This is a genomic window from Sinorhizobium psoraleae, from assembly GCF_013283645.1.
Lineage (GTDB): Bacteria > Pseudomonadota > Alphaproteobacteria > Rhizobiales > Rhizobiaceae > Sinorhizobium > Sinorhizobium psoraleae.
On the sequence record NZ_JABEKV010000001.1, the window covers coordinates 388,610 to 412,062 of the forward strand.

Consider the following 23,453-nt stretch of genomic DNA (forward strand, 5'->3'; position numbering starts at 1 on the left):
TCAGCCCTGAGCGTCGCTGGTTGTCATCACGGTGTAGAAGATCCACGAGAGCAGCAGGATGATGAGGAAGTAGATGATCGAGAGGGCTGCGGCCGGGCCGAGGTCGAACTGGCCGATCGCCGTCTTGACGAGATCGATCGACAGGAAGGTCGTCGAGTTGCCCGGACCGCCGCCGGTGACGACGAAAGGTTCGGTATAGATCATGAAACTATCCATGAAGCGCAGCAGGAAGGCGATGAGCAGCACGCGCTTCATCTTCGGAAGCTGGATATAACGGAAGACGGACCAGCGTGAGGCGCCGTCGATCTTGGCCGCCTGGTAATAGGCGTCCGGTATCGAGACGAGGCCGGCATAGCAGAGCAGCACGACGAGGCTCGTCCAGTGCCAGACGTCCATGATGATCAGCGTCACCCAGGCGTCGAGCGGGTTCTGCACGTAGTTGTAGTTGATGCCGAGCGATGCGAGGGTGCGTCCGAGGAGGCCGATGTCGACGCGGCCGAAGACCTGCCAGATGGTGCCGACGACGTTCCACGGAATGAGCAGGGGCAGCGCCATGAGAACCAGGCAGATCGGAACGCCGATGCCCTTCTTTGGCATGTTGAGCGCAATCACGATGCCGAGGGGGATCTCGATCGCGAGAATGATCGCGGAGAAGATCAGGTTGCGGGTGAGCGCATCCCAAAAGCGGTCGGATTCGAGCACATCCAGGAACCAGTCGGTGCCGGCCCAGAAGAACTCGTTGTTGCCGAAAGTGTCCTGCACCGAATAGTTGACGACCGTCATCAGCGGGATCACCGCCGAGAAAGCGACGAGCACCAGCACCGGCAGGACCATGAACCAGGCCTTGTTGTTCCAGGTCTTTTCCATAGGTCAGGCCTCCTCTCCGACGCGCCAGGAATCGGCGTAGATATTGATGGCCTTCGGATCGAAGGCGACACGCGGCTCGGCAGGGATTTCGTCGTCCTCGTCGAGGACGATCGAGATCGGCAGGTCGGCGAAACGCGCCCGGACGATCTTGCGGCGGCCGATGTCTTCGACCTTGGTGATTGCGACCGGCATGCCTTCGCGTCCGAGCGAGACGAATTCCGGACGGATGCCGAGTTCGGTCTTGGCGCCGGACTTGATCTTCGGCAGGAAATTCAGCGCGATGTTCTCGCTGCCGATCGCGGCCGTGTTGCCGGCGATCTTCGCCGGCAACACGTTCATGCCCGGCGAGCCGATGAAATAGCCGACGAAGGTGTGCCGCGGCCGTTCGAAAAGTTCAGCTGGCGTGCCGATCTGGACGATCTGGCCGTCATACATGACGACGACCTTGTCGGCGAAGGTGAGCGCCTCAGTCTGGTCATGGGTCACATAGACCATGGTGAAGCCGAACTGCTTGTGCAACCGCTTGATCTGCGAGCGCAGCACCCACTTCATTTCGGGATCGATGACGGTCAGCGGTTCGTCGAAGAGGATGGCGCTGACATCGGAACGAACGAGGCCGCGGCCGAGCGAGATTTTTTGCTTCTGGTCGGCGGTCAAGCCGCGGGCGGTCTTCTTCGCCCAGCCGCCGAGACCGGTCATCTCGATGATTTCCTTGACGCGGCGGTCGACTTCGGCTTCCGGGACGTGTCGGTTGCGAAGCGGGAATGCGAGATTGTCGTAGACCGTCATCGTGTCGTAGATCACCGGGAACTGGAACACCTGGGCGATGTTGCGTTCCTGGGTGGAAAAATGCGTCACGTCCTGGCCATCGAAAAGGATGCGGCCTTCCGACGGATTGATGAGGCCGGAAATGATGTTGAGCAGCGTGGTCTTGCCGCAGCCGGAAGGGCCAAGCAGCGCATAGGCGCCGCCGTCGTTCCATTCGTGATGCACTTCCCTCAGCGCGTAGTCGGCTTCCGACTTCGGCTTGGCGCCGTAGGCGTGGCGGATATGTTCCAGATTGATGCGTGCCATGGTTTCCTCCCAGCGCCTCCTCAGGCCGTGCCGCCGATCGCCCGCCCGTCCGGCCCGAAGGCCATCAGGTGACGGGTGTCGACAAAGACCTCGAGGATTGCGTCCGGCTCGATGTCGTGAACGCCGGGCGCGAGCATGACCCAGCGTGCGCCGGCGAAACCGACGTGAATGAAGCTTTCCGACCCCGCGATCTCGGAAATCGCCGTCTTGACGGTAAGCGCGTTGCCACCTCCATTCGGCGTATCGAACGAAATGTGGTGCGGCTGGAAGGCAACCGTGCAGGGACCATCGGGAACGGCTGAAAGATGGGCTGGAACGGTAAGCACGGGCTTGCCGTCCAGTGAAAAACTCGCCCCGGTTTTCACAAGCTCGATCGTATTCAGCGGCGGGTCGGCAAAAGTGCGCGCGGTGACGATATCGACCGGTCGGCGGTAGACATCGATGGTGCGGCCGAACTGGGTGATGCGCCCCTCGCTCAAGGTCGCTGTGTTGCCGCCGAGCAGCAGCGCCTCGGACGGTTCCGTCGTCGCGTAGACGAAGATCGCACCGGAGGCGGCGAAAATCTTCGGCAGCTCCTCGCGCAGTTCCTCGCGCAGCTTGTAGTCGAGATTGGCGAGCGGCTCGTCGAGCAGCACCAGATCGGCATTCTTGACGATCGCGCGCGCAAGCGCGGTGCGTTGCTGCTGGCCGCCCGAAAGGTTCAAGGGGGTGCGGTCGAGATAGGGGGTGAGCTTCAGGAGTTCGGCGGCCTTGCGCACTTCCCGATCGACGGTGGCGTTATCGGCGCCCTTGATGCGCATCGGCGAGGCGATGTTGTCGTAGACCGTCATCGCCGGATAGTTGATGAACTGCTGATACACCATTGCAACCGAGCGCTGCTGCACCGGCAGACCGGTGACGTCGGCACCATCGAGGCGAAGCGAACCGGAGGCAGGCTTGTCGAGACCGGCCATCAGCCGCATCAGCGACGTCTTGCCGGAGAGCGTGGGGCCGAGCAGCACATTGAGCGACCCCCTCTCCAGCACAAGGTCGGTCGGGTGGATGTGCGTCTCCCCGCCCACGACCTTGGATATGTTCTTCATTTCAAGCATTGAATTCTCCGGTGTTCCACCCAGCCATCGGCAGTGTCAATTGCAGGATATCAGAGCGGGATAAGGAAAAGTGTTTCGGTTTTCCGCCCGCGTCCCGCTTGGGCCGCTCCAACCAAAATCACCATGATCTAGGCTGCAGCGTTTGCAGCGCCCTGCATATATTCCTCCAGTTCCGCGGCTTCCGCCGGCGAAAGCTTCAGTCCCAGCTTCGTGCGGCGCCACAGCACGTCCTCCGCGCGCCGCGCCCATTCCTGCTCGATCAGCCAATTGACTTCGGTTTCGTAAAGGTCTGCTCCGAAGCGCCGCCCGAGATCGGCCTCGCTCGCGGCCTTGCCGAGAAGCCTGGCCGCGCGCGTGCCGTAGAGCCGGACGAGCCGGCGCGCATGTGAGCCGGCAAGAAAAGGATAGCGCGCCTTGAGGCTGGCGACCTCGGCATCGTAGCCGGCAGCCGGGAAGTCGCCACCCGGCAGGCTCGACCCGGCCGTCCATTTGCTGCCCTTGACGCCGATTGCCTCGCCGATCTTCTCGAGCGCCGACTCGCCAAGGCGCCTGTAGGTCGTGAGCTTGCCGCCGAAGACGTTCAGCAGCGGCGCCTGGCCGGTTTCTCCGTCAAGGCGAAGCACGTAGTCGCGCGTTGCCTCCTGCGCCTTGCTGGCGCCGTCGTCGAACAATGGGCGCACCGCGGAATAGGTCCAGACGATGTCGTCGCGCGTTACAGGATCGGTGAAATATTCGCTCGCCGCCTTGCAGAGATAGTCGATCTCGGCGTCGTTGATGCGCGCACCGGCGGGATCACCAATGAAGTCGTGGTCGGTCGTTCCGATCAGCGTGAAATCGTTCTCGTAAGGAATGGCGAAGATGATCCGCCCGTCCGGGTTCTGGAAGAAATAGGCGCGCGGATCGTCGAACTTCTTCCTCACGACGATATGGCTGCCCTGGACCAGGCGGACATTGTGCACGTCCTTCTTGCCGATCGTGTCGGCAAGCACCCGGTCCACCCAGGGGCCGGTGGCGTTGACGAGCATGCGGGCGCGAAAGCTTTGGCGGCCGCCCGTCACCATGTTTTCCGTCTCGATCGTCCAGTGGCCGTCCTTCCGGCGCGCCGAGACGACCCGCGTGCGCGGCATGACCTGCGCGCCACGATCGGCCGCATCGCGCGCGTTCAGTACGACCAGACGGGCATCGTTGACCCAGCCGTCGGAATATTCGAATGCCTTGGTGAACAGCCGCTTCAGCGGCGCCCCCGCCGGGTCGCGGGTCATGTCCAGCGTGCGGGTCGCGGGCAAAAGCTTGCGGCCGCCGATGTGATCATAAAGGAACAGGCCGAGGCGGATGAGCCAGGCGGGCCGCAAGCCGCCCTTTTGGAAGGGCAGTACGAAGCGCATCGGCCAGATGACGTGCGGCGCCATCGCCCACAATACCTCGCGCTCCATCAGCGCTTCGCGGACAAGGCGGAACTCGTAATATTCGAGATAGCGCAGCCCGCCGTGGATAAGCTTGGTGGAGCCGGAGGACGTGCCGGAGGCGAAGTCTTTCATTTCGGCCAGTGCGACGGAATAGCCACGACCGACCGCATCACGTGCAATGCCGCATCCATTGATGCCGCCGCCTATGACGAAGACGTCGAAGATTGCCTGCTCTAACACTGTATTTCCCCTCCGCATTCCGCAACGCACAAATTGATGCAACTGCGAAAGTGAAATCAGTTAAAACGAAAACATTTCGAATGTCAAACGAATGTTTCCCGAATCCCGCGCGTCAGAAACGCGCCCCGGATGAGGCATCCGTCTCGATCAGCCGGACGTCCTGTTCGGCACATATTTGCCGAACGTTTTCAATGATGCAGCGGTCGGTGATGAAAGTCTGGACCTGGGAGATGTGGCCGATCCTGACCGGTGCGGTTCGCTCGAATTTCGTGGAGTCCGAAACGAGGATGACGTGGCGCGCATTGGCAATAATCGCCTGGGCGACTTTCACCTCGCGAAAGTCGAAATCGAGAAGCGCCCCGTCGTGGTCGATCGCGGAGGCTCCGATGACGGCGAAATCGACCTTGAACTGCTTGATGAAGTCGACGGCGGCCTCGCCGACGATGCCGCCGTCGGAGCCGCGCACGACGCCGCCGGCGATCACCACCTCGATCGAGGGGAATACACGCAACCTATTGGCAACATTGATGTTGTTGGTAATGACCATCAACTCCCTATGGTCGAGCAGCGCTTCCCCAACCGCTTCGGTGGTGGTGCCGATATTGATGAAGAGCGAGGCGTTGTCGGGGATGAGGGCGGCGGCGGCGCGGCCGATCGCCTGTTTTTCCCCCGCTGCGATCTGGCGTCGCGCGTCGTATTTCACGTTCTCCTTGCCGCTCGGGAAGATGGCGCCGCCGTGAATGCGGTTCAGCACCCTCGCATCGCAGAGGTCGTTGAGATCCTTGCGGATCGTTTGCGGGGTCACCGAAAAACGCTGGGCGAGTTCCTCGACGAGCACGCGCCCCTCTGTTTTTGCCAGTTCCAGAATTTCCGCTTGCCGCCCGCTGAGATACATTTCGGCTCCCCTGTTTTCGTTTTTTTTCATAATATGCAAAAACGAAAGCCATGCAATTTCAGAAGTCAGCGTTTTTTTAGGACATTGATTTCGCGGCAATCGCCGTCGCGCCGTGTTGCATTCCGGCGACGGATGGACGAGCTTGTTGGTCTGTCAGAGCGAGAGAAGGACGTTCAGGCGCTTTTTTCTCCTGCATTCTGCTCCAACTTTATAAATGTTGATCGCGCTGATGATCCGGACTGGTCCTGTCGGGGATCGTGGGTCAGAGGGGGAAGGCATGTTTCATCCGGCCTTGTTCAAGGGCACGAACGTGGTGGTGACCGGCGGCGGCCGGGGTATTGGGCTGGAGGTCGCGCGGCAATTCCTCGATTGCGGCGCGCGCGTCCTCGTCCACATGGGCAGGACAATTGCCCGCGAACATCACGATTTTCTCGAACTCGCCGCCACGGAGGGCAGGGCATTTCTTTACGCCGCCGATTTTCTCGCCGCCGGTGGTGTCGAAAGCCTCGCCGATGCCGTCCGGGAGCGGTTCGACAGCATCGATGTCCTCGTCAACAATGCCGGTACGATGGTCGGGCGCTTCCCCGCGGCCGACCTGACCGACGATGACTATCGCACTGTCGTGCAGCTCAATCAGACGTCGGTCGTCGAGATGACGCGGGCAATGCTGCCGCTCTTGCGTAAGGGCACGCATCCCGCGATCGTCAACACCGTGTCGATCTCGGCGTCGACAGGCGGCAGCTCCGGTTCGTCGATTTATTCCGCCACCAAGGCCTTCGTCGCGACCTATTCGAAGGCGCTGGCGCGTGAACTGGCGCCAGAGGGCATTCGCGTCAATTGCGTCTCCCCCGGCACGATCGCGACGGATTTCCATGAGCGCTATTCGTCGCCAGAGAAGCTGGATGCGACACGCAAATCGATCCCGCTGGCGCGGCTCGGCACCGCCGAGGATTGCGCCCCCGCCTATCTCTTCCTCGCGTCGCATGCGCTTTCGGGCTACATCACCGGTCAGGTGCTTGAGGTGAACGGCGGACAGTTGGTCTGCTAGAGTGGGGTGATGGAAAATATGCGCGGTTTCCAGCCCACGTGCCCTCATCCGCCTGCCGGCACCTTTTCCGCGGGGAAAAGGCACTAGCCGAGTGCCCCTCTCACTAGGTGCGGGAGAGGCCCAGGCTAAGGGCGACTTCAATCATCGCGATTCAAAGGCCCAGGAATGATCGACAAGTTGGAGTTCTTTCTCGCGCTCGCCCGCGAACGACACTTCGGAAGGGCGGCGGAGGAATGTGGCGTGACGCAACCGACGCTGTCGGCGGCGATCCGCCAGCTCGAGGATCAGCTCGGCGTCATGCTCGTCAATCGCGGGTCGCGTTACCAGGGCTTGACGCCCGAAGGCCAGCGGGTGCTCGAATGGGCGCGCCGCATCGTCAGCGATAGCCGCACCATGCGCGAGGAGATGCGGGCGGCGCGCAAGGGACTGTCGGGACATATCCGGCTTGCAGCAATCCCGACGACGCTCTCCATGGTGCCGATGATCACGGCGCCATTCCAGGAGAAACATCCGGACGTCACATTTTCGGTGCTTTCAACCACTTCGCTGCAGATCCTGGCGCTTCTCGAAAATCTCGAGATCGATGCCGGATTGACCTATCTCGAGAACGAGCCGCTTGGTCGCGTCACCAGCGTGCCGCTGCAAATCGAGCAATATCACCTCGTTACCGCCGCCGGTACGCCCCTGTCGGATCGCGAAAGCGTGACCTGGAAGGAAGTTAGCAACATTCGGCTTTGTCTATTGACGGCCGATATGCAGAACCGGCGCATCATCAATCAACACTTTGCCGAGGCCGGTGCTGTTGCTGCTCCGACGCTCGAATCGAACTCGATGATCGTGCTTTTCTCGCATGTCCGCACAGGGCGATGGGCCAGCATCATGCCTTTCAACGTCGCGAAATCATTCGGTTTTCATGAAGATATCCGGATGGTTCCAATCGTTGAGCCGGATGTCCGCCACACGGTCGGTCTGGTTGCCACGTACCGGGAACCCTTCACACCGCTGGTGTCGGCGCTGCTGCATGAGGCGCGCATTCTTGGCGAGCGCAACGTCGATCGATAGATTTTTTCTATCGATCGACGGGACAGCGTTATTGACCCTCCCGGCCTTAAGCGCGAAGCTTAGGGACTGTGGGCGAGGAGCGAAGAGGCTCCGATCCTCGTCCAAGCCGTTTTTGAGACATTCGGTGCGCCTGCCGCCGTGGGTCGAAGGCCCCCTTGGGAAGCGCGCCGCGAGCCGGGAGGGCTCCCCTAGTGAATATCCATCTGCCGCGTGCAGACGTGACCGAGCGAACGCTGAAGATTGTCGGCGAACTCAAGGAGCTCGAAGGCCCACTTCTTCCGATCCTGCATGAAATCCAGGAAGAGTTCGGCTATGTGCCTGAGGAGTGCCTGCCGGTGATCGCCCGCGAACTCAACCTGTCGCGCGCCGAAGTCTATGGTGTCGTCACCTTCTATCATGACTTCCGCAATCATCCCGCCGGGCGCCATGTGCTGAAGCTCTGTCGCGCCGAAGCTTGCCAGTCCATGGGCGGGGACCGGCTTGCCGAACGCGCCAAGGTGCTGCTCGGGATCGATTTCCATGAGACGACGCCGGACGGCGCCGTGACGCTTGAGCCTGTCTACTGTCTCGGGCTCTGTTCCTGCTCGCCGTCGGCGATGCTCGACGGCGAAGTACATGGCCGGGTCGATGACGCCGGGCTCGACGCGCTGGTCGCGGAGGCGCGCCGATGACCGTGAAGATTTACGTTCCGCGAGATGCCGCAGCGCTTGCGCTTGGCGCCGATCGGGTGGCCAGGGCAATGGCGGACGAGATCGCCGCGCGCGGGCTCGATGCCGTCATCGTCCGCAACGGTTCGCGCGGCATGCACTGGCTGGAGCCGCTGGTCGAAGTCGAAACCGCCGGGGGCCGTGTGGCCTACGGGCCGGTAAAGGCGGGTGACGTCGCCTCGCTTCTCGATGCCGGTCTTGTGTCCGGCGGCGAACACCCCCTCTCGCTCGGGAAGACCGAGGACATCCCGTTCCTGAAACAGCAGACCCGGCTGACCTTTGCCCGCTGCGGCATCGTCGATCCGCTGTCGCTCGACGACTATCGCGCCCATGGCGGTCTGCGTGGTCTCGAAAAAGCGGTCGCCATGCAGCCCGCGGCGATCGTCGCGGAAGTCACCGAGAGCGGACTTCGCGGGCGCGGCGGTGCCGGCTTCCCGACCGGGATCAAGTGGAAGACCGTTCTCGATGCGGCGGGTTCGCGCAAATACATCGTCTGCAATGCCGATGAGGGCGACAGCGGCACCTTTGCCGACCGGATGATCATGGAGGGCGACCCCTTCGTATTGATCGAGGGCATGGCGATCGCCGGCATCGCCACCGGTGCGACCAAGGGTTATGTCTACACGCGCTCCGAATATCCGCATGCGATCGCCGTCCTGACGGAGGCGATCGCGATCGCCCGCGCCGCCGGCGTGCTCGGCCCGTCGGTGCTCGGATCCGGCCGCGCTTTCGACATGGAGGTTCGCACCGGTGCCGGCGCCTATGTCTGCGGCGAGGAAACGGCGCTCCTCAACAGCCTCGAAGGCAAACGCGGTATCGTTCGCGCCAAGCCGCCGCTTCCCGCGCACAAGGGCCTGTTCGACCGTCCGACCGTCATCAACAACGTTATCTCGCTCGCGTCCGTGCCGATCATCCTGGATAAGGGCGCCGCCTTCTACCGCGACTTCGGCATGGGGCGGTCGCGCGGCACGATCCCGATCCAGATCGCCGGCAATGTCAAGCATAGCGGCCTCTACGAGACGGCGTTCGGCTTGCCGCTCGGCGAAATCGTCGATCGCATCGGTGGCGGCACGGCGAGCGGCCGCCCGGTCAAGGCGGTCCAGGTCGGCGGTCCGCTCGGCGCCTATTTCCCGCGCGCGCTGTTCGACACTCCGTTCGACTACGAAGCCTTCGCGGCGAAGGACGGCCTGATCGGCCATGCCGGCATAGTTGTCTTCGACGACACCGTCGACATGCTGAAGCAGGCACGCTTCGCCATGGAGTTCTGTGCGGTCGAAAGTTGCGGCAAGTGCACTCCCTGCCGTATCGGCTCGACACGCGGGGTCGAGGTCGCGGACAAGATCGCGGCGGGCATCGAGCCGCAGAAGAACCGCGACCTGCTCGCCGATCTCTGCAACACGATGAAATTCGGTTCGCTCTGCGCGCTTGGCGGCTTCACGCCCTATCCGGTGATGAGTGCCATGACGCATTTCCCGGACGATTTTTCGCCGGCGCCGGCGGTGGAGGCGGCGGAATGATGGAGTTCGCTGGAAGGCATTTTCTTCTCACACACGGCAGCGATGTACAGCGCGATGGGATGTATGTTGAAGTCAGCGAGCAAATTAGTGGCGGAACGCACGTAGTGCTCGAAGTGTTTTATTGGGACCAAGACGGTCGTATGACCTTCTCGGCCTTCTGCGAAGACCTGCCGCTAGAGCTTATCGAATTTGCTGCGCAGGCAGCGCGAGAACGATTGACCCCCAGTGTGGTCGGCATGGGAGCAGTGCAATGAATATGGTGCGTGAAGTCGACTACGGCACTCCTGCTTCGAAATCCGAAAAGCAGGTGACGCTCACCATCGACGGTCGTGAGATCACGGTACCGGAGGGCACCTCGATCATGCGGGCGGCGATGGAAGCCGGCATCGAGGTGCCGAAGCTCTGCGCCTCCGACATGATGGACGCCTTCGGCTCCTGCCGCCTCTGTCTCGTGGAAATCCAGGGACGCGCCGGCATGCCGGCCTCCTGCACAACGCCGGTGGCGCCGGGGATCGTGGTTTCGACGCAGACGCCGCGATTGAAGGATGTCCGACGCGGCGTGATGGAGCTCTATATCTCCGACCACCCGCTCGACTGCCTGACCTGCGCTGCCAACGGCGATTGCGAACTGCAGGACATGGCGGGTGCCGTAGGCCTGCGCGACGTGCGCTACGGCTATGATGGTTCCAACCACGTCAAGGCGCGCAACAATGGCGATGAGATCAACCTCAAATGGGCGCCGAAGGACGAATCGAATCCCTATTTCACCTACGATCCCGCCAAGTGCATCGTCTGCTCGCGCTGTGTCCGCGCCTGCGAGGAGGTGCAGGGCACCTTTGCGCTGACGATCGGCGGACGCGGCTTCGATTCACGCGTTGCGGCCGGCATGAACGAGGATTTCGTTTCGTCCGAATGCGTTTCCTGCGGCGCCTGCGTCCAGGCCTGCCCGACGGCGACGCTCACCGAGAAATCGGTGATCGAGATCGGCCAGCCGGAGCACTCGGTTGTGACCACCTGCGCCTATTGCGGCGTCGGCTGTTCCTTCAAGGCGGAAATGCGCGGCGAGGAACTGGTACGCATGGTGCCGTGGAAGGACGGCCAGGCAAACCGGGGCCATTCCTGCGTCAAGGGGCGTTTCGCCTATGGCTACTCGAGCCATAAGGATCGCATCCTCAATCCGATGATCCGCGAGAAGATCACCGACCCCTGGCGTGAAGTCACCTGGGAAGAGGCTTTCGCGCATGTCGCCTCCGAGTTCCGCCGTATCCAGTACCAGTACGGCCGCGATTCCGTCGGCGGCATCACCTCGTCGCGCTGCACCAATGAGGAGACTTATCTGGTGCAGAAGCTGGTGCGCGCCGGCTTCGGCAACAACAATGTCGACACCTGCGCCCGCGTCTGCCATTCGCCGACCGGCTATGGCCTCGGCCAGGCCTTCGGAACCTCGGCGGGCACGCAGGATTTCGACAGCGTCGAGCACACGGACGTCGCCGTCATCATCGGCGCCAATCCGACGGACGGTCACCCGGTCTTCGCCTCGCGGCTGAAGAAGCGGTTGCGCGAGGGCGCCAAGCTGATCGTCATCGATCCGCGTCGGATCGATCTCGTGCGCTCGGCCCATGTCGAGGCATCCTACCATCTGCCGTTGAAGCCCGGCACGAACGTCGCCATCCTGACAGCGCTGGCGCATGTCATCGTCACGGAGGGGCTCGCCAACGAAGCCTTCATTCGCGAGCGCTGCGACTGGTCGGAATTCGAGGACTGGGCAGCCTTCGTCTCCGAACCCTACCACAGCCCGGAAGCGACAGAAGCCTACACCGGCGTTCCGGCGGAACTGCTCCGCGGCGCCGCCCGTCTCTACGCCACCGGCGGCAACGGCGCGATCTATTACGGGCTCGGCGTCACCGAACACAGCCAAGGCTCGACGACGGTGATGGCGATCGCGAACCTGGCGATGGTCACCGGCAACATCGGGCGGCCGGGCGTGGGCGTCAATCCGCTGCGCGGCCAGAACAACGTGCAGGGCTCGTGCGATATGGGCTCGTTCCCGCATGAACTGCCCGGCTACCGGCACATTTCCGACGATGCGACGCGCGAGACTTTCGAAAAGCTCTGGGGCGTGGCGCTCAACAACGAGCCGGGTCTTCGCGTTCCCAACATGCTCGACGCCGCCGTGGAGGGCACTTTCAAGGCTCTCTACATCCAGGGCGAGGACATCCTGCAGTCGGATCCGGATACCAAGCATGTGGCCGCCGGGCTCGCCGCGATGGAATGCGTCGTCGTGCACGACTTGTTCCTCAACGAGACGGCCAACTACGCTCATGTCTTCCTGCCCGGCTCGACCTTCCTCGAAAAGGACGGCACCTTCACCAATGCAGAGCGGCGCATCAACCGCGTTCGCCGCGTCATGACGCCGAAGAACGGCTATGCCGACTGGGAGGTGACGCAGAAGCTCGCCCAGGCGATGGGGCTCGACTGGACTTATCGCCATCCGTCCGAGATCATGGATGAGATCGCCGCGACGACACCGAGCTTCGCGCTGGTCTCCTACGACTATCTCGACAAGATGGGCTCGGTGCAGTGGCCTTGCAACGAGAAGCATCCCGAAGGCTCGCCGATCATGCATGTCGACGGTTTCGTGCGCGGCAAGGGCAAGTTCATCCGCACCGAATATGTGGCAACTGACGAGAAGACCGGACCGCGCTTCCCGCTCTTGCTGACGACCGGCCGCATCCTCAGCCAGTACAATGTCGGCGCCCAGACGCGGCGTACCGAGAACGTCGTCTGGCACGCCGAGGACCGGTTGGAAATCCATCCGCACGATGCGGAGCAGCGCGGCATCCGCGACGGCGACTGGATCAGGCTTGCCAGCCGTGCAGGTGAGACGACGCTCAGGGCACTGATCACTGACCGCGTCGCACCGGGCGTGGTCTACACCACCTTCCATCACCCGACGACGCAGGCCAACGTCATCACGACGGACTTCTCCGACTGGGCAACCAACTGCCCGGAATACAAGGTGACCGCCGTGCAGGTCTCGCCCTCGAACGGCCCGTCCGACTGGCAGCGCGACTACGACGAGCAGGCCCGCCAATCGCGCCGCATCAGCGGCAAGCTGGAGGCGGCAGAGTAGGAGAGTGCGGGAGCACGGCGCATGACCGGTTTCAAGACAAGCGTGAAGGTCTCCGAATCCGCGCGCCGCGCCGGCACTCTTGTCGCCGGGTCACGGGTGGTGCCCGAGGAGACGCCGATCGCGTTCACCTATGGTGGCTCGACTCACGCGGTGATGATGGCGACACCCGGCGATTTCGAGGATTTTGCCGTTGGATTTAGCCTGACCGAAGGCATCATCACGGATCCGGACCAGATCGAGACCGTCGATGTCGTGACCGAGGACCGGGGCATCGACCTGCAGGTCACGCTCAAGGACGAAGAGAACGAAATGCTGCGCCAGCGTCGCCGCCACATGGCCGGTCCGGTCGGCTGCGGTCTTTGCGGCATCGAATCGATCGAGCAGGCTGTCCGCCACACCCCGGACGTTTCCGGGGCCACGCTCAGGCTTTCGCAGGCGGACGTCGTCAAGGCCGTTGCGCTTCTGAACGGTCAACAGCCGCTGCATTTCGAGACGCGCGCCGTGCATGGAGCAGCGTTTTACGTGCCGGGAAAGGGGCTGATCGCGGTCCGCGAGGATGTCGGACGCCACAATGCGCTCGACAAGCTCGTCGGCGCGGCGGCGCGTGCCGGGTTCAAGGGTGCCGAGGGCGCCGTCGTCGTCACCTCGCGCGTGTCGGTCGAGATGGTTCAGAAGACGGCGATTATCGGGAGCCCCGTGATCATTGCAATATCGGCGCCGACGGCGCTCGCCATCCGCACGGCCGAGGAGGCGGGCATGACGCTTATCGCGCTCGTGCGCGGCGACGAATTCGATATTTTCACCCATGCCTCACGCATACATTCCGGAGCTGTTGCCGATGTCGCCTGATACCAATGCCAAGCTCATCTACATGGCCAACCAGATCGCCACGTTCTTCAAGAGCCAACCGGCGGCGGAAGCAGCGGAGGGCGTTGCGACCCATATCAACAAATTTTGGGAGCCGCGCATGCGCCGCAAGCTCTTCGAGCACATCGATCATGGTGGCGGAGGGCTGAGCCCGCTGGTGATCGAGGCGGCTTCGAAAATCAAGCGCCCGGAAGCCGCGTAATATCCCTCGCAACAGGCGAGCGTGGCCATCCTAGCGTCTTGCTCACGCCTTTTGGCAAGATCCAAATTTCGGGAACAGTCGAGGGGAGGCGGCGACCGATCGGCCGGAAGCGGCGCCGAAGCTGAGCCGTCGTCCGGCGAATAGAAAAGCCGTTTTGCCGGCGGGCAAAACGGCCTTGTCGGATTCAGCTTCGACCGATGCTCAGGCGGCGAGTTCTTCCACGTCCCGTTCCTTGAACATGCGGGAAAGATTGAGGAAGCAGATCATGCCCGCTTCGTTGGCGATGATGCCTTCCGCAAAACTCTTGTCGAAGGAGGCAGTCACTTCCGGTACGGGCTGCACCTGGCTGCCCTGCACCGTGAGAATGTCGGAGACGCGATCGACGACGAGGCCGATGACCATGTTGTGCACTTCCGCGACGACGATGGCGCTGCGTTCGTTGGCGACGGTCGATTTCATTCCGAGCTTGTGGGCAAGATCGATGATCGGGATCACCGTGCCGCGCAGGTTCATCACGCCGATCACCTCCGGCGGCGAATGCGGAATGGGCGTCGATGGCGCCCAGCCGCGGATCTCGCGGATCGTCGTCGTCTTGACGCAAAATTCCTGATCGTGGAGACGGAACGCTATGATTTCCAGCGTTTCGCCGTCAAATCCGGCAGTTCTCAATGTACCTGTCATCGAAGGTCCCTCAGCTTTCCGATCGACGCCCGTGAGGCGCGACACCGCCAACTCGCGACGCCCCCTGCGGATGCTGCAGGCAAGCGCAGTTTCCCGTACAATCAGGAAGTGTCATTAGATCCGCCGACGACATTCGGCGCGGCGCAAGCCGCATCATGCGCGGAGGAACCCCGCCTTGCGCTTTGGGCTAATCTAGGCCGGGATTCGTTAAGACTTGCTTTGCGACGGCGATCCGCCTCCGTACTACAGCATCCCGTGTCATATCGGACGCGCAAAGGAGGCTGTAGCACTTTGCATGCAGCAGGCGGATCGCGAGAGGTATCAGGCGGAAGCGAGCACGGCGGCGAAATGTTCGACCGCCCAATCGACCTGGTCTTCGGTGATCACCAGCGGCGGAGCGATTCGGATCGTGTCGCCATGGGTGTCCTTGGCGAGGATGCCGCGTGCCTTGAGCGCCTCGCAATATTTCCGGGCGCCGCCGGCTTCCGGAACGAGTTCGACCGCGAGCATGAGACCGCGGCCGCGGACGTCCTTGATGATGTTGGAGCGGATATCGCGCAGGCCGGTCTGGAAACGCTCGCCCATGCGGGCGGAATTCTCGATCATGCCCTCTTCGGTGAGCGCTTTCAGCGCCGCCCTGGCGATCGCACAGGCGAGCGGATTGCCGCCGAAGGTCGAACCGTGCTGGCCAGGCTTCAGAACGCCCAGCACTTCCGAATTCGAAAGCACGGCGGAGACCGGGTAGAAGCCGCCCGACAGCGCCTTGCCGATCAGCGTCACGTCGGCCTCGATGCCTTCATGCTCTTCCGCAAGCAGCTTGCCCGTGCGCCCGAGCCCTGTCTGGATTTCGTCGAGAATGAGCGTGATGCCATACTTCGTGCAGAGCTCGCGGACGCCGGCAAAATATCCCGTAGGCGGCACGATCACGCCGGCCTCGCCCTGGATAGGCTCGACGAGGAAAGCGACCGTGTTCTCGGTGATCGCTTCGCGGAACGCGTCGATGTCGCCGAAGGGAACGACCTTGAAGCCCGGCGCGAAGGGCCCGAAGCCGGTGCGCGCGTCCGGATCGGTCGAAAAGCCGACGATGCCCATGGTGCGGCCATGGAAATTGTTCGAGCAGACGAGGATCTCGGCCTTTTCTTCGGTGACGCCTTTGACCTCGTATCCCCATTTGCGCACGGCCTTGATGGCGGTCTCGACCGCTTCAGCGCCGGAGTTCATCGGCAGCACCTTGTGCGAGCCGGTGAGTGCTGCGATCTCCTCGTAGAAATGCGCGAGCTGGTCGTTGCGGAAGGCGCGCGATGTCAGCGTCAACTTCTGCGCCTGCTCGATCATCGCCTTGAAGATCTTGGGATGACAATGACCCTGGTTGACGGCGGAATAGGCGGACAGGCAGTCAAGATAGCGATTGCCTTCCATATCCCAGACATAGACGCCTTCGCCGCGCGAAAGCACGACATCGAGCGGCTTGTAGTTGTGGGCGCCCAGCCGGTATTCGGTTTCAATCAGGGCCGCGGTTGTCGACATAAATGATCCTCCGGTTCGTATCCTGGCGCCGCGCTCCTCATGGGGTAAATGCGCGTGTCGCCGGCATATCTGCGTTACTTCAGGCGCTGCGGGTCGGCCGGTCCAGAATGCGGCGGCCGAAGAGGCTTGCCGTCAACTCGACCAGGATGCGGGCGCTCTTGCCGCGGTCGTCGAGGAAGGGATTGAGTTCGACGACGTCGAGCGACGAGACAAGGTCGCTGTCGCAGAGCATCTCCATGATGAGGTGGGCCTCACGGAACGTCGCTCCGCCCGGAACGGTGGTGCCGACACCGGGGGCAATTTCCGGATCCATGAAATCGACATCGAGGCTCACATGCAGCAGGCCGTTGGCGGCGCGAACCTCATCGAGGATCTGGCGCATGATGTGAGCCATGCCCATCTCGTCGACGGTGCGCATGTCGTAGACGTTGACGCCGTGCTCGGCGATTTCCTCGCGCTCGCGGGCATCGACTGAACGGATGCCGATCTGATAGACCCTCTTCGGGTCGACCAGCGGCCGATCGCTGGCGAGGATCGGCGCGAATTCCGCCTCGCCGCAGAAGAAGGCGACGGGCATGCCATGCATGTTGCCGGAGGGCGAAGTGGTCGGCGAGTTGAAATCGGCATGCGCATCGAGCCAGAGGACGAAGAGCGGCCGGCCGACGTCATCGGCGTGGCGCGCCATGCCCGAGACGCTGCCCATGGAAAGCGCATGGTCGCCGCCGAGAATGATTGGAACATGCCCCTTGCGCGCGGCGTCGTGCACGGCATCGTTCAGCGCGCGGGCGAAGGCGCCAACCATCTGCAGATTGTTGGCTTGCGGATGATGGGCGAGGTCACGGGCGGGCAACGGCCGGACGTCGCCTTCGTCATGAACCGTATGGCCGAGTTCGGCCAGAACCGTATCGATGCCGGCGATCCTCAGCGCCGTCGGCCCCATGGCCGCGCCGCGCCGTCCGGAGCCTTCTTCGATGGGTGCGCCGATCAAGGTGATGGTCTTCATTTCCGCCCTTTTCCTTCCTCTGAGTCCTGCGAGAATGAGGCGGATTATCGTCAAAAGGCATGACAGCAAAAAGATGGAAAACTGTCGATTGGAAGGCTAAAATCGGCATATTGGTAAGCCGAATTTGTCAACTTGCGAATCATGGACGATCTTGATCAAGCCCTCATCAGCGCGCTCAGACAGAATGCGCGCACACCGGTCTCGACGCTTTCGGCGATGACGGGCGTTTCGCGCGCAACCGTTGCCGCGCGTATTGATCGGCTGGTGGCAAACGGAACGATCGCGGCCTTCACGATCCGGACCGGCTCGGAAATTCCGGCGTCCGGCGTGCGCGCCGTCGTCATGATCGAAGTTCACGGCAAAATGGCCGATCGCGTTGCGGGTCAACTGCGCGGCTTGCCGCAGGTGCGGGCGCTGCACAGCACCAACGGGCGGTGGGATTTCATCGCAGAGCTCGAGGATCGCGACCTCGTCAGCTTCGACGAGACGCTCAGGCGCATTCGGCTCATCGACGGCATCACCGTGACCGAGACCAATATCCTTCTGAAGACCAGCAAGATGAGCGGGACGTTCTGACGCCGCTGCATGTTTCCTTACATCGTAGCCGATTTACGAAAGTGCTGCGGCGTCCTTTGGCGCGTCACATAAGACGCGCGGCGCTGTTGTGCGACCGTCGGTGCTGTCCGTCTTTCGTGGCCGCGAAGTGGTTTTTGTTCTTGATTTGTTCCGATTCCCTTGTAAGATGTTTCACCTCAGCAAAAAGCGAAGCATGAGGAAAGTACGCGGCGTCCGCCCGCATCCCGTTCTCATTCATTGGAAATGATCACGTTCATCGGTCCAGGGAGGTTGTCATGGCCACTTATAATGGCGGCCCGGCGCGGCAGATTTGCATAAAGCTGTTCGTCAGACATGGGGACGAGGAACGGGCGATTGCCTTCTACCGTGACGTCTTCGGCGCCGAGCTTCTCCAGCGTCATGAGTGGAGCGGCATCCTGACGAGTGCCGACCTTTGCATCGGCGATTCCATCTTCCGGGTGGCTGGCGCCAATCCGCGTCGGGATGCCGAGCCGCGGCTTGGCGGCCCGCGGTCGCCGCATGCGCTTGGGACGACGGCGGCGATCCTCGAGTTGCACGTCGACGACGTGGATCGCGTGCTCGGACGGGCGATCGGTGCCGGTGCGAGCCTGCGCAATGCCGCCGAAACGCTGCCGACGGGAGATCGGGTCGGCGCGCTCATCGACCCATTCGGGCACATCTGGGCGCTGTTCACCGGCATTGAGGACAGCGAGATCTTGGACGCGTTTGGGGTCGACCGAAATGCCGCTTGACCGATGACGGCATCGCTCCTTGTCTACGCTCCGCCTTGTGGAGAGGGTGGAGCAAAACCAGGTAAGCCACCGCGGAATATCCTGGCTTCGTCTAATATTCCCTCTCGAAGAAGATGCCGCCGGCAGCGGAGCCGTCACCGGCGGCTTCGCCCTTCAGCTTTACACCCCGTCCCACATCGAGATTGATCACGGCCTTGCTGGAGCCCGCGTCCTCGCCTTGCTGCAATTCGAGGTAGGTCCGGTCGTTCAGGTATTTGCCGGCGCGCACCTGCGCGCCGCCGCTCTCGTCGGTCGTTATGTCGAGATCGTCAACGCCGAGCTTGTTGCGCAGGCCGTCGAGCACGGACGTCGAGCCACCGCCGGCGAGTTGGCTGACGGCCGAGGCGAGCTGGGCGATCTGGAATGCCGACAGGTTGGAAAGCGACCGGTTGAAGATGAGCCGCGCCAGGATCTCGTCCTGGGGCAGTGCCGGGGAGGAGGAGAACGTCACCTGCGGATTGTTGGCAGGCCCGGCGACATTGACGGTGATGGTCGTCGAACCGGCGGTGGACGTGGCGTCGAGGTCGAGGATGGGGATCAGGTCGCCGCCGAAGCTGATCCGGCCGTTGGTGAAGGTCAGTCGCTTGGCGAGAATCTCGAGGCGTCCGCGCCGCATGTCGAACCCACCGGAAACGATCGGCTGGACGGCGGTGCCGCGGATCGTCAGGTCGCCGCCGAGCTCCGCGTCGATGCCGCGCCCGCGCACGAAGAACTGTCCCGGGGAACTGACGGCGAGATCGAAGGCGATGATGCCGCGGGCCTGGGCTCCGACCCCCGCGGAGGGATCTCTGCGCACGTCCCGTGCCATCTGCCGCACTCTGGCCGGCGCATTCCTGTGCTGGATATCGATCTCGGATAGAGAGGTGGGCAATTTTTCAGGAACGGTGATTGCCGCGCGGCGGACGGTCAGCCGGCCGCCGAGCACCGGTGTGGCGACGAGCGGACCTTTCAGCGTCAGATCGCCGGCAAGATTTGCGGTGAAGAGCGTGCCGTCGACATAGCTCGCATTGTTGAGCCGGATTCTCAGATCCGCGGGGAAACCGGAGTCGGCTGCGATCCCGATGGTCCCACTTGCCTCGATCGAGCCGCCGGTGGCGAGATTGGTGGAAAGCCTCGAAATCGTCGCCTGCCTGCCGTCGAGCGTGACATTTGCTGCCAGGTCGTTGAAGGCGAGATTGCGCCGCACGTCGACCAGTCGGCCGCCGGCGGTCCTGATCGTACCGCTTATTTGCGGCGCCTTCGCCGAGCCGGAAAGCGAGAGATCGACAGTCGCGGAGCCGGTAAGCGTGAAACCGTTTTCTGCCATGAGATTGGCAAGCAGCGCGAAGGGGACGTTGCCCGAGAATTTCATCGAAAGCGGCATGTTGCCGCCAAGCTCGACGGTTCCGCCGCCCCTGATGGAAAGCCCGGAAGCGCCCGACAATACGGCGTCGAGCGTGACGCGATTGTCGACGAGCCGACCTTTCGCGGTAATGTCGACCGCGCCGACGCCCGCCGAACGCACCTGCGCCACGGAAGCGCCGCTCCACCTGAGATCGTATGCGACCACCGGCGCGGCCGGAGTTCCGTCGATGTCGACCGTTCCGGCGACCGTGCCTTCCGCACCGACCGTGGGCGCGAAACTGTTGATAAGAGCGGCGGGCATAGCATTCAGTCGCGCCGAGAGATCGAGCTTTTCCCCCGCCGTGCCGGTGACCGTGATGGTGCCCCTCGACGCCTGGATGACGAGGTCCTTGAGACGCACGATGGTATCGTCGATCGCCACGACGGTCGGCTTGGCGAGTTTCAAGGGAATTTGCTTCGGCGTCGCCGAGAAGGAAGCAAGACGGACTTCCGTGCGGCCACCGCTGCTGGAAAGGTCGCCCTTTGCCGCGAGCGGTCCGCCGTCATATTTCCCGTCGATCGAGAAGCCCGTCCTGTCCCCCTGCTGCTCGAAAGCGAGATTGAGGCCGGAAACGCGGTTCTGCCCTTGCGCGATGCTTTCCGCCCTGACGCTGCCTCTGATCGCGAGGGCTGCGACGTCCGCGATGCTGATGTCCGCGACGGGTTTGGCGATCGTCAGGGCATCACGCTTGATACCGCTGCCGCTCGCCTTGAGCGAAACGGAGGTGACGCCGTTCGCAGTCCTAATCGTCGCCGAGCCGGCGAGATCGCCGGATGCCCTCTGGCCGGCTATCGCCGCCAGGAGGCCGAGATCGGGCACGTTGAAGTCGACCGATCCGTTTGGCTTGAAGTCGGGCGTCAGGTCGAGTGCGCCGGTCAGCCGGTTGTCGCCGACCTTCGCCTCCAGCGTCGGGATCGAGGTGCGGCCGTTCTCGGAAACGACGTCGGCCCGGATGTCGATCGCCTGGCCGCCGCGCGTCGAGCGAGAAGCCGGTTTTTCCCGCCTGCTGCTCGAAGGCGAGATTGAGGGCGGAGAGCCGGTTTTCTCCCTGCCCGAGGCTCTCCGCGCCGATGTTACCCCTGATTGCCAGCTTGGCGACATCCGCGATGCTGATGTCGGCGGTGGGCCTGGCGATCGTCAGCGCATCGCGGCTGATGCTGCCGCCGTTCGCCTTGAGCGCGATCGACGTGACGCCATCGGCGCTGCGCACCGTTGCGGAACCGGCAAGATCGCCGGATGCGGTCTGGCCGGCCATGGCGGCCAACAGGCCGAGGTTCGGCAGGTTGAAGTCGATCGTGCCGTTTGGCTTGAAGTCGGGCGTCAGGTCGAGCGCACCGGTCAGCCGGTTGTCGCCGACCTTCGCCTCCAGCGTCGGGATCGAGGTGCGGCCGTTCTCGGAAACGACGTCGGCCCGGATGTCGATCGCCTGGCCGCCGAGGGCGCCGGTCGCGGTCAGCTTCGCCTGCGGGCTGCCGGGTTTCGCCGTCGCATCGGCATTGATCGCCAGGTCCGTCAGCGTGCGCCCGGCAAGCGTCGCGCCGCTGGAAGTCATCTGCGCCTTCACGCCGAGTTCACTGAGCGGACCGGAGATCGCGGCACGGAACGCCGCCGCGCCTCTGGCGTCGGCGAGCAGCCTGCCGATATCGGGAAGGTTTCCTTCAATATCAGCGGTCAAGGTACCGTCGGTGAGCGTGGCGGTGCCCGAGGCATCCAGTATTCCGGATTTGACGTCAAGCCCGCTCAGCCTGACGCTGCCGTCTTCGCCGGTCGCGACGTTTCCTGTTGCCGCGATCGTATTTTCGAACTTTGCGGCGATACCGGGCGGCAGAACGCCAGGCATCGCGAACAGCTTGAACGCCGCCTCGACCGTGGTTTCGGCGCGGTTCAGACTGCCGGTGACGCTGCCGCCGATACTGGCGCTTTCGATCGTCAGCGGATCGAAGCGGATGTTCTCCGGCCCGACGACGATCGTGCCGTCGAGTTTCATGGGCGCTTTGATTGCCCGGTCGAGATCGGCGCTTGCAAAACGGCTCTCTCTGACCTCGACCGTCGTCTTCAGCGGTCCGGATTGTGTTTCCAGATTGAAGGCGTCACTTTGCGCGGATAGCCGAACCGCCGCAAGGTTCATCTCCGGAAGCGAGACGGAACGGAGATCGGCGGCGATGTCGAGGATCGCCGATTGTCCGTCGCCGATCAGGGACAGATTGGCGGTGTCGATCAGCGCGCGCAGCTCGCCTTCCCTCAGCGGCCAACGAAAGTCGATGGCGCCACTGGTGCCCGCAAGGCTTGCCTGAAGATTGTTCTCGCCCTTGCTGTTGACCGTACCGGATGCGTCGAGCGTCAATGCGCCGGTCGAAACCTTGCCGGCCTCGATCTGCACCATGCTCGATCCGTCGAAGCGGGCGGTGACATCGATGTTCGTCGTCCCCTCGAACAACGGCTTGAACCCCGCCGGCACGAGCGACACCAGGGCGCCGCCGCCGGTGACCGTCAGCCGATGCATGCCGTCGCCCGCCTGCATATGGCGTCCATCGAGCCGGAGGATTTCGTTGCCGCCGAGCGAAGCGGTGCCTGATCCGGCCCAATCTGAAAGCGGACCCTCGCCGGTCAAGGCGATGTCGACGGCAGGCTCGCCCGGGATGCGGAGTAGCTTGGCGAGAAGCCCTCCCTTCGGTTCGGTCACCTTCGCTTCCAGTTTCAATTGATTGCCGGCCGGATCGAAGACGACATCCGCGACCGCGCGCGCGTCCGGGCGGTCGCGCTCAGCGGCATCGAGGGCAAGAGCAATGCTCGAATTCGTGGCGTTGACCCTGCCGCGCGCGGTCAGGAACTGATCTTCGCCGGCGATCGCCTTGCCGATCATGATCTCCTTGAGATCGAAGGCGTCGATCTTGACGTCGACGGGCAGCGCGAAAGTCTCCCGTACTTCCTTGGTTTCGGCAGAGGGAATGGGCGTGCGTTCCACGCGGACGGAGCCCGCGGAAATCTGGCTCGCGTCGAACCGCATCGACAGGAGTTCGGCCGGCGACCAGTTCACCGAAAGGTCCCGGACTTCCGCATAGATCCCCTCTCCGTCGAAGAGGGTGACCGTGCCGGCGGTGAAATGCCCGGTGAGCAGGGCGCCCGGATCCGAGATGCGGACGATCTGGTCGGGGGTTGCGGCGTATTTTTCGATTGCCCAGGCGACGAGCCGCGCGCCGGGCGTCGTGAAGCCGACAAAGACGGCGAGCAGGAGGAGCAGGACCACAAGAGTGCCGAGGCCGGCAAAGAAATAGCGCAGCCCAGATCGAAGGAAGCGGATGACCTGATTCATATCCTACCCATAGACCAAGTTACGCCGTTTCGGAATCGGCAGGGAACCTGCGGAAATTATCTGCCTGAA

General features: G+C 63.0%; 18 protein-coding genes and 1 pseudogene. 10 read left to right on the forward strand and 9 right to left on the reverse strand.

What is annotated here, in order from left to right; genetic code table 11:
* The 5 genes from ILFOPFJJ_RS01750 to ILFOPFJJ_RS01770 all read right to left on the reverse strand — a co-directional run bounded on the left by ILFOPFJJ_RS01750 (position 1) and on the right by ILFOPFJJ_RS01770 (position 5,573).
* Complete coding sequence (locus ILFOPFJJ_RS01750; RefSeq protein WP_173508863.1) at positions 1-867, reverse strand: carbohydrate ABC transporter permease; 867 nt, start codon at positions 865-867, stop codon at positions 1-3.
* A gap of 3 nt (positions 868-870) precedes the next feature.
* The gene (locus tag ILFOPFJJ_RS01755; protein WP_173508864.1) at positions 871-1,941 is read right to left on the reverse strand and encodes an ABC transporter ATP-binding protein; all 1,071 of its coding nucleotides are present in this window, start codon (positions 1,939-1,941) and stop codon (positions 871-873) included.
* Between the two features lie 20 nt (positions 1,942-1,961).
* A complete protein-coding gene (locus ILFOPFJJ_RS01760) occupies positions 1,962-3,032 on the reverse strand; it encodes an ABC transporter ATP-binding protein (protein WP_173508865.1) in 1,071 nt (356 codons plus the stop codon).
* Positions 3,033-3,160: 128 nt separating this feature from the next.
* Positions 3,161-4,678, reverse strand: a complete 1,518-nt coding sequence (glpD, locus tag ILFOPFJJ_RS01765) for a glycerol-3-phosphate dehydrogenase (RefSeq protein WP_173508866.1) — start codon at positions 4,676-4,678, stop codon at positions 3,161-3,163.
* 112 nt (positions 4,679-4,790) lie between these two features.
* Positions 4,791-5,573 carry a DeoR/GlpR family DNA-binding transcription regulator gene (locus ILFOPFJJ_RS01770; RefSeq protein WP_173508867.1) on the reverse strand — a complete coding sequence of 261 codons (783 nt, stop codon included), beginning with the start codon at positions 5,571-5,573 and terminating at the stop codon, positions 4,791-4,793.
* A 277-nt stretch (positions 5,574-5,850) separates the two neighbouring features.
* On the opposite strand from ILFOPFJJ_RS01770, the gene ILFOPFJJ_RS01775 reads away from it, so the two are divergent.
* The 8 genes from ILFOPFJJ_RS01775 to ILFOPFJJ_RS01810 all read left to right on the forward strand — a co-directional run bounded on the left by ILFOPFJJ_RS01775 (position 5,851) and on the right by ILFOPFJJ_RS01810 (position 14,109).
* Complete coding sequence (locus tag ILFOPFJJ_RS01775; RefSeq protein WP_173508868.1) at positions 5,851-6,621, forward strand: SDR family NAD(P)-dependent oxidoreductase; 771 nt, start codon at positions 5,851-5,853, stop codon at positions 6,619-6,621.
* 165 nt (positions 6,622-6,786) lie between these two features.
* On the forward strand, positions 6,787-7,683 hold the full coding sequence (locus tag ILFOPFJJ_RS01780; protein WP_173508869.1) for a LysR family transcriptional regulator: 897 nt from the start codon (positions 6,787-6,789) through the stop codon (positions 7,681-7,683).
* 191 nt (positions 7,684-7,874) lie between these two features.
* Positions 7,875-8,354: a formate dehydrogenase subunit gamma gene (locus ILFOPFJJ_RS01785; protein ID WP_173508870.1), complete on the forward strand. Its 480-nt coding sequence runs from the start codon at positions 7,875-7,877 to the stop codon at positions 8,352-8,354.
* Positions 8,351-9,907 (forward strand): formate dehydrogenase beta subunit, encoded by a 1,557-nt coding sequence (locus tag ILFOPFJJ_RS01790; RefSeq protein WP_173508871.1) that lies wholly within the window; start codon positions 8,351-8,353, stop codon positions 9,905-9,907. Before ILFOPFJJ_RS01785 ends, ILFOPFJJ_RS01790 begins: the two co-directional genes overlap by 4 nt.
* The gene (locus ILFOPFJJ_RS01795; RefSeq protein ID WP_173508872.1) at positions 9,904-10,161 is read left to right on the forward strand and encodes a hypothetical protein; all 258 of its coding nucleotides are present in this window, start codon (positions 9,904-9,906) and stop codon (positions 10,159-10,161) included. Before ILFOPFJJ_RS01790 ends, ILFOPFJJ_RS01795 begins: the two co-directional genes overlap by 4 nt.
* Complete coding sequence (fdhF, locus tag ILFOPFJJ_RS01800) at positions 10,158-13,040, forward strand: formate dehydrogenase subunit alpha (RefSeq protein ID WP_173508873.1); 2,883 nt, start codon at positions 10,158-10,160, stop codon at positions 13,038-13,040. The genes ILFOPFJJ_RS01795 and fdhF overlap by 4 nt, the downstream gene beginning before the upstream one ends.
* Positions 13,041-13,061: 21 nt before the next feature.
* Positions 13,062-13,889: a formate dehydrogenase accessory sulfurtransferase FdhD gene (fdhD, locus tag ILFOPFJJ_RS01805; RefSeq protein WP_173508874.1), complete on the forward strand. Its 828-nt coding sequence runs from the start codon at positions 13,062-13,064 to the stop codon at positions 13,887-13,889.
* Entirely contained in the window at positions 13,879-14,109 is a 231-nt protein-coding gene (locus ILFOPFJJ_RS01810) for a formate dehydrogenase subunit delta (protein ID WP_173508875.1), read from the forward strand. The genes fdhD and ILFOPFJJ_RS01810 overlap by 11 nt, the downstream gene beginning before the upstream one ends.
* Positions 14,110-14,310: 201 nt before the next feature.
* On the opposite strand, the gene ILFOPFJJ_RS01815 is transcribed toward ILFOPFJJ_RS01810, so the two are convergent.
* The 3 genes from ILFOPFJJ_RS01815 to rocF form a co-directional block, all read right to left on the reverse strand.
* Positions 14,311-14,790, reverse strand: coding sequence for a chemotaxis protein CheW (locus ILFOPFJJ_RS01815; protein ID WP_173508876.1), 480 nt, complete (start codon positions 14,788-14,790; stop codon positions 14,311-14,313).
* Between the two features lie 321 nt (positions 14,791-15,111).
* Positions 15,112-16,317, reverse strand: coding sequence for an ornithine--oxo-acid transaminase (gene rocD / locus ILFOPFJJ_RS01820; protein WP_173508877.1), 1,206 nt, complete (start codon positions 16,315-16,317; stop codon positions 15,112-15,114).
* A 79-nt stretch (positions 16,318-16,396) separates the two neighbouring features.
* Positions 16,397-17,320 (reverse strand): arginase, encoded by a 924-nt coding sequence (rocF, locus tag ILFOPFJJ_RS01825; protein WP_173508878.1) that lies wholly within the window; start codon positions 17,318-17,320, stop codon positions 16,397-16,399.
* Positions 17,321-17,461: 141 nt separating this feature from the next.
* On the opposite strand from rocF, the gene ILFOPFJJ_RS01830 reads away from it, so the two are divergent.
* Together ILFOPFJJ_RS01830 and ILFOPFJJ_RS01835 are read left to right on the forward strand one after the other, a co-directional pair.
* The gene (locus tag ILFOPFJJ_RS01830; RefSeq protein ID WP_173508879.1) at positions 17,462-17,896 is read left to right on the forward strand and encodes an Lrp/AsnC family transcriptional regulator; all 435 of its coding nucleotides are present in this window, start codon (positions 17,462-17,464) and stop codon (positions 17,894-17,896) included.
* A 275-nt stretch (positions 17,897-18,171) separates the two neighbouring features.
* Positions 18,172-18,648 carry a VOC family protein gene (locus tag ILFOPFJJ_RS01835; protein WP_173508880.1) on the forward strand — a complete coding sequence of 159 codons (477 nt, stop codon included), beginning with the start codon at positions 18,172-18,174 and terminating at the stop codon, positions 18,646-18,648.
* A gap of 91 nt (positions 18,649-18,739) precedes the next feature.
* Here ILFOPFJJ_RS01835 and ILFOPFJJ_RS36165 read toward each other — a convergent pair.
* Positions 18,740-23,384 (reverse strand): annotated as a pseudogene (locus tag ILFOPFJJ_RS36165) (translocation/assembly module TamB domain-containing protein).
* Between the last annotated feature and the right edge of the window lie 69 nt (positions 23,385-23,453).